The organism is Synergistaceae bacterium (assembly GCA_012521675.1).
Lineage (GTDB): Bacteria > Synergistota > Synergistia > Synergistales > Aminobacteriaceae > JAAYLU01.
In genome coordinates, this window is the sequence record JAAYLU010000104.1 from 24,796 (window position 1) to 35,346 (window position 10,551).

9 protein-coding genes are annotated in these 10,551 nt (G+C 60.7%); 7 read left to right on the forward strand and 2 right to left on the reverse strand.

The features are described 5' to 3' along the window. Positions 1-103 precede the first annotated feature (103 nt). From dctP to GX181_09640, 3 genes are read left to right on the forward strand one after another with little or no spacing between them, the layout of a single operon-like run. Entirely contained in the window at positions 104-1,150 is a 1,047-nt protein-coding gene (dctP, locus tag GX181_09630; protein ID NLM72199.1) for a TRAP transporter substrate-binding protein DctP, read from the forward strand. Between the two features lie 34 nt (positions 1,151-1,184). Then, positions 1,185-1,703 carry a TRAP transporter small permease subunit gene (locus tag GX181_09635; protein ID NLM72200.1) on the forward strand — a complete coding sequence of 173 codons (519 nt, stop codon included), beginning with the start codon at positions 1,185-1,187 and terminating at the stop codon, positions 1,701-1,703. Between the two features lie 25 nt (positions 1,704-1,728). Then, positions 1,729-3,039 (forward strand): TRAP transporter large permease subunit, encoded by a 1,311-nt coding sequence (locus GX181_09640; GenBank protein NLM72201.1) that lies wholly within the window; start codon positions 1,729-1,731, stop codon positions 3,037-3,039. A gap of 71 nt (positions 3,040-3,110) precedes the next feature. Here GX181_09640 and GX181_09645 read toward each other — a convergent pair whose 3' ends face one another. Together GX181_09645 and galE are read right to left on the reverse strand one after the other, a co-directional pair. After that, the gene (locus GX181_09645) at positions 3,111-4,676 is read right to left on the reverse strand and encodes a UDP-glucose--hexose-1-phosphate uridylyltransferase (protein ID NLM72202.1); all 1,566 of its coding nucleotides are present in this window, start codon (positions 4,674-4,676) and stop codon (positions 3,111-3,113) included. After that, positions 4,649-5,632 carry a UDP-glucose 4-epimerase GalE gene (gene galE, locus GX181_09650; GenBank protein ID NLM72203.1) on the reverse strand — a complete coding sequence of 328 codons (984 nt, stop codon included), beginning with the start codon at positions 5,630-5,632 and terminating at the stop codon, positions 4,649-4,651. The genes GX181_09645 and galE overlap by 28 nt, the downstream gene beginning before the upstream one ends. 235 nt (positions 5,633-5,867) lie before the next feature. On the opposite strand from galE, the gene mglB reads away from it, so the two are divergent. The 4 genes from mglB to GX181_09670 all read left to right on the forward strand — a co-directional run. Then, positions 5,868-6,875, forward strand: a complete 1,008-nt coding sequence (mglB, locus tag GX181_09655; protein NLM72204.1) for a galactose/glucose ABC transporter substrate-binding protein MglB — start codon at positions 5,868-5,870, stop codon at positions 6,873-6,875. A gap of 168 nt (positions 6,876-7,043) precedes the next feature. Then, the gene (locus tag GX181_09660) at positions 7,044-8,537 is read left to right on the forward strand and encodes a sugar ABC transporter ATP-binding protein (protein ID NLM72205.1); all 1,494 of its coding nucleotides are present in this window, start codon (positions 7,044-7,046) and stop codon (positions 8,535-8,537) included. 30 nt (positions 8,538-8,567) lie between these two features. Next, positions 8,568-9,578, forward strand: a complete 1,011-nt coding sequence (gene mglC / locus GX181_09665; protein ID NLM72206.1) for a galactose/methyl galactoside ABC transporter permease MglC — start codon at positions 8,568-8,570, stop codon at positions 9,576-9,578. 9 nt (positions 9,579-9,587) lie between these two features. Continuing rightward, on the forward strand, positions 9,588-10,551 hold a 964-nt coding region (locus tag GX181_09670; protein NLM72207.1), incomplete at its 3' end, for a galactokinase.

Below are 10,551 nucleotides of genomic sequence, written 5' to 3' on the forward strand. Positions count from 1 at the left end.
TCGTATCCGACGGGGAAAATCGACGCGGCCTTCCCCGGGTCGGCACCCGATTCGGTGCGGCGGCTTGTGCGATAAAAGACCATAATAAAAGGAGGTTGCAAGGATGTCAGGGTTAAGAAAAGGTTGTTGGTTGCTGTTATTGGCGGTGTTCCTGGTCGGGGTTTTCGCCCCGGTGGCGGGCGCGGACGCGCCCAAGAAGATCATATGGCGCTCCTCGGGACACGGGCCGGCCTCGGATCCCTCGCAGATCTACCATGATCTGCTCTGCAAGGCGATCACTGAGGCCTCCGGCGGCAGGCTGGAGATCAAGCCGTTCGTCGGCGGCTCGATCGTACCGGCCTACAAGGAGCTCGATGCCGTTCACGAGAACGTGCTGCAGCTCTGCTACACCTGCCCGATGTACAACCTCGACAAGTGGTCGGCAGCCGGCCTGATAAGCTCGCGGCCGGGCGTGCTCGCGGGCGAGGCGCTCCGGACGTGGTTCAACTACGGCGGCGGCGCGGACCTGATGAACAAGATGATGGAAGGCTACAACGTAATGACCTTCCCAGGCGCCCTCTCCCCCCTTCCCGAGGAGGTCTTCTTCCACTCCAAGAAGAAGATAGAGAGCGTGGAGGACCTGAAGTCCATCAAGGCACGCTGCATGGGCGACGGCGGAGAGATTCTTCAGAGGATGGGAATGGCCACGGTCATAATACCCGGCGGAGAGCTCTACGAGGCCATGAAGCGCGGCACGATCGACGCATTCGAGTATTCGACTCTGGCGTCCAACTGGAACATGCACTTCAACGAGGTGGCCGATTACGTCTACCTTTCGCCTGTGCGCGCCCCGTGCGACCCGCAGGTCTTCTTCGTCAACAAGGACGCTTGGAACGAGCTGCCTGAGGACCTCCAGCTGCTGGTCCAGACTTTCGTAGACAAGTACACCCAGGCGCAGCACGAGTTCCTGGTGTACGAGTCCATACTGGCGCTTGAGAAGTTCAAGGAGTACGGCAACAAGGTCGTCAAGATCCCCGACGAGGTGAACAAGGCGATAGAGGAGGAGGCCGCAAAATTCTACGAGGAGAAGATAGCAAGCGAGCCCCCGATCTTCGGCGAGATCTACAACTCGATGAAGAGCTACGGCGAGTCGTACAACTTGATGAGATAATGCCGTCCCATCCTACGGACGCAAGGAGAAGAGCATGACCTCTTTGAGACGTCTCTTGAAAGCAATCGACGCGCTAAGTGAACTGTCCGGGGCCGTGGGGAAGTGGTGCGCCCTGATCCTTGTGTTCGCCGGGACCTACGAGGCCGTGGCCAGGCATTTCTTTGACGCGCCCACCATCTGGGCGTACGATACCCTCTGCATGGCCGGAGGCGCCCTTTACCTGCTGGGCGCCTCCTACGGCTACCTTTACGACTCCCATACGCGCGTGGACATGTTCTACAACATGCTGCCCGACAGGGGCAAGGCGTTCATGAACGTGATCTGCTCGCTCCTCCTGTTCTTCCCCCTCATGGGTGTCATGCTGTGGATGTCTGTCACCTGGGCGGTGCGCGCATGGAGGATAAACGAGGTGTTCTTCAACAGCTTCTGGTATCCTCCCGCAGGCCCGTACCGGACGGTGTTCGCTGTCGGACTCCTGCTGCTGATGCTGCAGGCCGTCGCGAACTTCGTCCGGGATCTATACTTCACGGTCAGGGGTGAGACTCTTGATTGAACTCAGCGCCGAGGCGATAACCGTCATGATGCTGGGGGGGGTCTTCGTCCTGGTTATGACCGGATTCCCCATTGCCTTTGTCATAGGGAGCGTGGCCTTCCTCTCGGGTCTCGCGGTCTTCGGCCCGACGGTCACCTTCCATATACTGTACAGCCGCTTCTACGATCTGTCCTTGAACTACCCCTACCTGGCGGTTCCCCTGTTCACTTTCATGGGGGTGATACTGCAACACTCCGGGGTTACCAAGGACCTGTACCAATCGCTCTACGAGGCCATGGGAAGGCTGAAGGGCGGGCTGGCGGTTGTCACGATAATCTTCGGGACCATACTCGCAGCATGCCTCGGAGTCATCGCCGCCTCAGTGACAATACTGACCCTCATCGCGCTCGCGCCGATGATAAACAGAGGATATGACAAGTCGCTGGCATCCGGCTCGATAATCGCGGCCGGGACGCTCGGAATACTGATCCCCCCGAGCATCATGCTGGTGGTCTATGCGCCCCAGGCCGGGCTCTCGGTAGGCCAGATGTTCATGGGCGCGGTATTCCCGGGACTGCTGCTGTCGGCGCTCTATATCACCTACGTGGTGATCAGGTGCAGGATCAATCCGTCCCTCGGCCCCGCTATACCGGAGGAGCAGATGGAGCCGTTCGACTCCGCAAAGCTGGTACGCCTGCTGAAGTCGCTCGTGCCACCCGTTTTGCTGATAGTGGCGGTACTGGGGACCATATTCGCGGGGATAGCCCCTCCGACGGAGGCGGCGGCGGTCGGATGCACCGCGGCAATACTGCTCGCGATCGCGTACAGAAAATTCAGCTGGGGGTTGATGCGCCAGGCGATGCTTGAGACCATGCGCGTCAGCGCCTTCGTGGTAACAATAGCAGCCATGTGCTACGCCTTCGTCGGGATCTTCATGAACGCAGGCGCTGGGGACGTGGTAGCGGACTTCATCCTGTCCGTTCCGGGCGGCAAGTGGATGTCCTTCTTCGTGATAATGGCGATAGTCTTCCTTCTCGGGATGTTCATCGAGTGGATCGGCATTGTCTTCATCGTGGTGCCCGTCTTCTCCCCGATTCTCGAGTCGCTGGGGTTCAACCCCCTGTGGGCCGGGATGATGATCTGCATAAACATGCAGATGGCCTTCCAGACGCCGCCGATGGCGATGTCGATATTCGTGCTGAAGGGCACGGCGCCGAAGGAGCTCGGGGTGACCATCGGGGATATCATATGGGGGGTCATCCCGTTCATACTGATCATCATGCTCGTGCTGGTGCTCTGCTCATTCTTCCCCGGCATCATAACCTGGCTGCCGGAGATGATGATCGGCAAGGCCTGAGTTTCTCCAGGGCCTTGACCAAAGAAAAAAGCAGGCGGGGATCGCTGGATGCGCCCCGCCTGCTTTGTCGTCTAAACCCGCTCCAGAGAAAGCCCCCAGTCGGACGCCCAGGAGTCCAGGAACCTGCGAAGCCCCTCCGCTCCCTCGGATGTCGGCTTGAACACACCGCAGTCCTCCAGCACCTCGGCGAAGACGGCTCCTGTCTCCCGCCTCACCGCCTCAGCGGCCTCCTCGGGCGACAACCGCCCGAAGCGCGACAGAAGCTCCCCGGTCCACTCCCTGTGAGGGAAGTTGTCCGGGAGATCCGCCAACTCCTTAGCTCCGCTCAGCACTGCCTCCACCTCCGCCAGGGAGGATTCGAGCCTCGGAGGCAGTATCGCGAGCCCCATAGTCTCGATGAGACCGATATTCTCTTTTTTAATATGATGTCTCTCGGTGTGCGCATGGAAGATCCCGTCCGGGCGCAACCCGTCGCACCTGTTGTTGCGCAGGACGAGATCCAGCTCGTAGTTTTCTCCCCTGCGCCTGCCTATGACAGTCATGGTGTTGTGGGGCTCGTCGCTCGCGGGGTCCCGCGACACCACTTCAAGGTAAGGGTCGTCGTAGCCGTGCCAGGACATCAATAACTTCTCCGCCAGGGCTACGAGCTGCGAGGTCTCGGAGCAGCTTAGGCGAAGCGCGGTCATGGGCCATCGCAGGTGATCCACTGAGACCGCCCCTTCACGCCAGGAGGCGGCCGAGGGCGCGTCGTCCATCGGGAATCTCCACGAACCACCTTGGAAGTGGTCGTGACTGAGTATGGAGCCGCCCACTATCGGCAGATCGGCGTTCGAGCCTATGAACATCTGTGGGAAGGCCGTCAGAAACTCGCATATTCGGACTAAAGCCGCTCCGTCGACCCTCATGGGGCGGTGCTCCTTGGAGAATACTATACAGTGTTGGTTGTAATAAACGTAAGGCGAGAACTGGAGGTACCACCGCTCCCCCGTCAGCCTAAGGGGCACGATGCGGTGGTTGCTGCGCTCAGGGTGCCCCGGCCGCCCCTGGTAGCCCGCGTTCTCCGCGCAGAGAAGGCATTTCGGGTAGTGCTCCTCGCCCCTCCTCTCGCCCTCGGCCCTGATGTCCCTCGGGTCCTTCTCCGGCTTCGAGCGGTTGATCGTGATCTGCATCTCGCCCCAACGGGTCTCGGCGGTCCACTTTTTATCCAAGGACACCAGGTCCATCCTGATGTACTTGGTATCCGCCGACAGGGCGTAGAACCAGTCGACCGCGGCCTTGGGCCCTTCGTCCTTCAGGAGCGAGCGGAAGCGTGCGGCGACCTCGGAGTTTCGCGGGGTCAGGTGACCCATCACTCGGCTGACGAACTTCTCCGGCGGCAGGTCAAGGTGCTTCAGCCCTTTCTCCGAGGCGTAGGCACTCAATGTCTCCAGACACTCCATCTCGTCGGCCCCCGCCGAATGGCCGTCCGGTTCGGGCTCGTCTATTCCGAAGGCGCCTAGAAGGGAGTTCCTGGCGACTATATCGTCGAGCTCTCCGAGAAGGCCGGTTCTCCGTCCGTAGTCGACCAGCCCGTCTATCGCCCTGACCGCGGAGTGCACGTTCACATCCTTCAGCCCCCTCTTCGTTTCTTGTGCCATCTCCAGGAGGTCTCGACGATCGACTCCAGAGACTGGTAGCGCGGTGTCCATCCGAGCTCCTCAATGGCCCTGTCCGCGGAAGCGACAAGCCTGGCCGGGTCCCCTTCCCTGCGCGGGGCCTTCACGGCCTTGATCGGCAGGCCGGTGACCGAGCGACACGAGTCGACGACCTCCTTGACGGAGAAGCCGCGCCCGTTTCCGAGGTTGTAGATCCTGCTCCCCTCGCCTCGCCTGAGCGCGTCCAGCACAAGAAGATGCGCCTGCGCCAGGTCCATGACGTGAACATAGTCGCGGATGCACGTGCCGTCAGGCGTGTCGTAGTCGTCCCCGAAGACCGAGATGCTCTCGTTCACGCCTATCGCCGCGTCCAGCACAAGAGGGATCAGGTGCGTCTCCGGCTCCTGGACCTCACCCAGGGTCGCGTCCTCTATGGCGCCGCAGGCGTTGAAGTAGCGCAGCGCGCCGTAGGTGAATCCGTGGGCCTCGGACGCCCATCGGAGCATCTGTTCTATCGCGAGCTTCGTCTCGCCGTACGGGTTGGTCGGCCTCAGAGGCATGTCCTCTGTTATCGGCACGGCCTCCGGCTCCCCGTAGACAGCCGCGGAGGAAGAGAAGACGAAGTGCGGGGTGCCGCAACGGATCATGCTCTCCAGAACACGCAGCGCGCCAACAAGATTGTTCTCGTAATAGACGAGAGGCAGGCTTACACTCTCTCCCACCTTGATAAGTGAGGCGAACAGGAAGACTGCGTTCACGTCGTGCTGCTTCAGCACTCGGTCTAGCAGTTCCCCGTCTCGCACGTCCCCCTCGACGAAGACGGCCTCCGGGGGCACGAAGTCCCTGCGGCCTGTCGAGAGATTGTCGTATACTATCACCCTCTCGCCCTGGTCAAGCAGGCCTCTAACCATGTGGCTTCCGATGTACCCTGCGCCGCCGCATACGAGTGACGTTTTCATAAAGGGAATTCCTCCGGCTGATAATGATCTGTCACGCAAGATTCAGATTATCCTTCGCGCCGCCAATAGTCAAGCGCAGGGGAGCTTTTCAACTTTTTCCTCCCGTTTTGCGTCCCTGACAAACGGTGGAGATAATTGACTTTGAGTTCAACCTTGTCTAAACTTGTGACAGGCTGTTCCATCAGCCGTCGTGTCTCGACATGACGAAGATCATTGCAGAGGGGGTTTTCAGGAAGTGAAAAAGACGGTTGGACTTGCAGTGCTCATGGTGTTTTGCGGTTTACTGGTGCTCGCGGTCGCGGCTTTTGCGGCCGACGTCGAGATTGGGTGCGCGATATACAAGTTCGACGACACGTTCATGACCGGGGTCAGGAACGCTATCGCCGAGGCGGCCAAGGACAAGGCCAAGGTCGACATAGTGGACAGCCAGAACTCCCAGTCCACACAGAACGACAGGGTTGACATGTTCATAACCAAGAGGATGAACGCGATGGCGATCAACCCGGTCGACCGCACCGCCGCCGGGGTCATCATCGACAAGGCCAAGGCGGAGGATATCCCGGTCGTCTTCTTCAACCGCGAACCCCTGCCCGAGGACATGCAGAAGTGGGACAAGGTCTACTACGTCGGCGCAAGGGCGGAGGAGTCCGGGACCATGTCCGGACAGATCATAGCGGACTACTGGAAGAGCAATCCGGAGGCCGATAGGAACGGGGACGGGGTGCTCCAGTACGTCATGCTCAAGGGAGAGCCCGGACACCAGGACGCCGAGCTTCGCACCGAATACTCGATGAAGGCGGTGGCCGACGCCGGCATCAAGGTCGAGAGGCTGGCGGAGGACACGGGGCTTTGGGACAGGGTCAGAGGGCAGGAGAAGATGGCCGCGTTCCTCGCCGCGCACGGCGACAAGATCGAGGCGGTCTTCGCGAACAACGACGATATGGCTCTCGGCGCCATAGAGGCGCTTAAGGCCGCAGGATACTTCAAGGACGGCAAGTACATGCCGGTGGTCGGCGTGGACGCCACCGCGCCTGCTATACAGGCCCTGGAGGATGGCACCCTTCTGGGAACGGTCTTGAACGACGCGGTCAACCAGGGGATAGCCACCTTCAATCTCTCCTACGTACTGGCGCAGGGAGAGACGCCGACGCAGGAGAACAGCGGCTACGAGATCACAGACGGCCAGTACGTCTGGGTTCCCTACAAGAAGGTGACGCTCGAGAACGTGGCGGAGTTCAAGTAGGAGACTTGCGAACTTGAGGGAAGGGGGGCTTTCGCCTCCCTTTCTTTGTATCGGAGGGCCATCCGTGGGCAGATGCACTTCTGTGCAGTGCTCTCGGCCGAAGGATCGACCGCAATTTGAAGAAGGTAGGTGCATTGAGTGGAGCAGAAGAAAGATTTCGTCCTCGAGATGCAAAAAGTCTCCAAGGCCTTCCCAGGCGTGCAGGCCCTGAAAGACGTGACATTGCAGGTGCGCCCGGGGACAGTTCACGCGCTGATGGGGGAGAACGGCGCTGGGAAATCGACCCTGATGAAGTGCCTCTTCGGCCTCTACACCGCGGACGAGGGCAGGGTCTTTCTCGATGGCGCGCCGGTGTCGATCAACAGCACTCGCGAGGCGCTGGACCTCGGCATCTCCATGATCCACCAGGAGCTTCACCCCATCCCGGCCCGCTCCGTGATGGAGAACATCTGGCTGGGACGCGCCCCGCTGAGAAAGGTCGGAGGCGTCAACTTCGTCGACAGGAGGGCCATGGAGAGGATGACCAGGGAGCTGATGGACGAGCTGGGGCTCGACATCAACCCGAGAAGCCAGGTTCGAAGCCTCTCCGTGTCCAGGATCCAGTCGATGGAGATCGCCAAGGCGGTGTCTTACAACTCCCGGATCATAGTAATGGACGAGCCCACCTCGTCCCTCACGGGGCACGAGGTGAGCCGCCTTTTCGAGATCATCCGCGGGCTCAGGGCGCGCGGGATCTCCGTGATATACATCTCGCACAAGATAGAGGAGATACTGGAGATAGCCGACGAGGTCACCATCATGAGGGACGGCCGCAAGGTCGGCACATGGCCCGCGTCCGAGCTCACCACCGACATGATCATCTCCAGGATGGTCGGGCGGGAGATCACCAATCGCTTCCCCCCGAGGAAGAACAGGCCGACGGACGAGCCAGTGCTGGAGGCCCGCGGGCTCACGTCTCCCTTTCCGAAGTCTTTCAGGGACGTCTCCTTTTCCCTGCGCCGGGGGGAGATACTGGGAGTCGGCGGCCTCGTGGGGGCTCAGAGGACGGAGGTCATGGAGGCCCTGTTCGGGCTTCGCTCTCTGGCGTCCGGCAGCGTCCTGCTCGACGGCAGGGAGGCGGACCTGTCGTCCCCGATCAAGGCCAAGAGGAGAGGCATGGCGCTTCTGACGGAGGAGCGGCGAGTCACCGGCATCTTCCCGGTATTGTCGGTGCAGTTCAACCTGCTGGTCGCGCATCTGGCGAGATACGCGGGGCGAATGAAGCTGCTGGAACACGGGTGCATGTGCAGGGACGCACGTGAAAGCATAGAGAAACTGTCGGTGAAGACCCCTTCTCCAAGGAGCCTGATACGAGACCTCTCAGGCGGCAACCAGCAGAAGGTGTTGTTCGCCAGGTGGCTTCTTATCGACCCGGACATCCTGATCCTCGACGAGCCCACTCGCGGCATAGACGTAGGCGCCAAGTACGAGATCTACTCCATAATGGCGGACCTGGCCGAGCAGGGGAAAAGCATCATAATGATATCGTCGGAGATGCCCGAGCTGCTGGGGATGACCGACAGGATAATGGTCATGAGCGAGGGGCGCCTCGCCGGAGTCGTGAACACCGAGGAGGCGTCCGAGGAGTCTATAATGAGGCTGGCCACCAAGTACGTGGCGTAGAAGAAACCTTTAGGGAGGAAGGACAATTCGATGGAGCAAAATAAGTCGATAATCGGATCTTCTCTGTATTTCATATCTCAGAACGCGATCTTCGTCGTCCTGGTGCTGCTCGTCCTCGTGATAGCCATGGTGGACCCGCGATTCCTGTCCTTCGCCATCCTCAGGGACGTGCTGATGCAGAGCTCCACCAGGGCGATAATGGCCCTCGGCGTCGCCTTTATCCTTATCACGGGAGGGGTCGACCTCTCGTCAGGCAGGATGGTTGGGTTCGCCGCGGTGATATCGGGCTCCATGATGCAGATCCCGGAGTACGCGCGAAGGTTCTATCCCGATCTTCCGCACCTTCCGGTCTTTCTGCCGATAGTGCTTGCTGTGGTGGCCTGCATGCTCTTCGGGCTGATGAACGGACTGATCGTGGCCAAGCTCCAGGTGCCGCCCTTCATCACCACGTTGGGGACAATGGTGGTGGTCTACGGAATAAACTCGATCTACTTCGACATGGCCCCGAACAACTCTCAGCCGATCGGAGGTCTGCGGCCGGATTTCACCTTCCTGGGGTCGGGGCGGGTGATGAACGTCCCGATCATCATCGTCATAGCCTTGGCGGTGGCTGTCATCGTATGGGTTCTGTTCAACAAGACCCAGCTCGGCATGAACATGTACGCCATCGGCGGAAACAGGGACGCGGCCATAGTATCCGGAGTCAACGTGGTGCTTACCATCGTGGTGCTGTACGCCATCGCCGGGGCGCTCTACGGAGTGGCCGGCGTGCTCGAGGCCGCTCGCACGGGGGGCGCGACCAACAACTACGGGAACATGTACGAGCTTGACGCCATCGCGGCGTGCGTCGTCGGAGGAGTGTCCAGCGCCGGGGGAGTGGGGACAGTGCCAGGCGTGCTGGCCGGGGTGCTGATCTTCGGCGTCATCAACTACGGCCTCACATTCATCGGGGTCAACCCCTACTGGCAGCTCATAGTCAAGGGGCTGATCATAGTCGCGGCCGTCTCCTTCGACATCAGGAAGTACATAGCCAAGAAGTGATGCAGGACGATGAACCGTGACAGAGCACTTGCCCTCTTCGAGGAAGTATACGGCGACCATTCCGGTTGCTCGGTCTTCTTCGCACCCGGCAGGGTCAACCTGATCGGAGAACACACGGACTACAACGGGGGACACGTGCTGCCGTGCGCCCTCTCGATCGGCACATATGCAGCCGCCCGCAGGCGGGACGACGACCTGGTGCGCCTCTTTTCGGCGGACTTCCCCGAAGCGGGCGTGTTCGACTGTCGCCTTGAGGGCATCGAATATGACCCGTCCCACGGCTGGGCGAACTACCCGAAGGGAGTCGTCAGCGTCTTCCGCGACGAGGGACTACCGGTGGATTCAGGGTTCGAGATGGCGGTGACGGGGGACATGCCGGTGAGCGCCGGACTCTCCTCGTCCGCGTCCCTTGAGATGGCGGTCGCGGTTGCACTTTCAGGGCTCTTCTTGCTTGGCCTGGAGGGCGACGAGGGTCGCACCAGGATGGCGAGCCTTGGTCAGAGGGTTGAGAACTCCTACATCGGGGTGAGTTCCGGCATCATGGACCAGTTCGCGATAGCCCTGGGCAGGGCGGGGACTGCCCTCTTTCTCGACTGCGCCACGCTCGAGCGGCGTTTCATCCCGCTCGACACGGGGGAGCACGAGATAGTCCTAATCAACACCAACAAGAGGCGGACACTCGCCGAGTCGAACTACAACCTCAGGCGAGAGGAGTGCGAGAGAGCGCTGGCCGACGTGCGCGCCGCCGGGGCAGATATCGCGGCACTGTGCGACATTACACCGGCGGACTTCGACCGCTGGTCGGACGCGATAAGAGACCCCGTGTCAATGAGGCGGGCCCGCCATGCGGTCTATGAGAACGCGCGAGTGCTGGAGGCCGCGGATGCGCTGGAGGAGGGAAGGCTCGAAAGGTTCGGAGAGCTGCTTAACGAGTCTCACCTGTCGCTGCAGTTCGACTACGAGAGCACCGGCA

What these genes read in the sequence shown, in the direction of transcription:
- dctP (NLM72199.1), top strand. Translation starts at nt 104, where the DNA reads ATGTCAGGGTTAAGAAAAGGTTGTTGGTTGCTGTTATTGGCGGTGTTC.
- GX181_09635 (NLM72200.1), top strand. Translation starts at nt 1,185, where the DNA reads ATGACCTCTTTGAGACGTCTCTTGAAAGCAATCGACGCGCTAAGTGAA.
- GX181_09640 (NLM72201.1), top strand. Translation starts at nt 1,729, where the DNA reads ATGATGCTGGGGGGGGTCTTCGTCCTGGTTATGACCGGATTCCCCATT.
- GX181_09645 (NLM72202.1), bottom strand. Translation starts at nt 4,676, where the DNA reads ATGGCACAAGAAACGAAGAGGGGGCTGAAGGATGTGAACGTGCACTCC.
- galE (NLM72203.1), bottom strand. Translation starts at nt 5,632, where the DNA reads ATGAAAACGTCACTCGTATGCGGCGGCGCAGGGTACATCGGAAGCCAC.
- GX181_09660 (NLM72205.1), top strand. Translation starts at nt 7,044, where the DNA reads ATGCAAAAAGTCTCCAAGGCCTTCCCAGGCGTGCAGGCCCTGAAAGAC.
- mglC (NLM72206.1), top strand. Translation starts at nt 8,568, where the DNA reads ATGGAGCAAAATAAGTCGATAATCGGATCTTCTCTGTATTTCATATCT.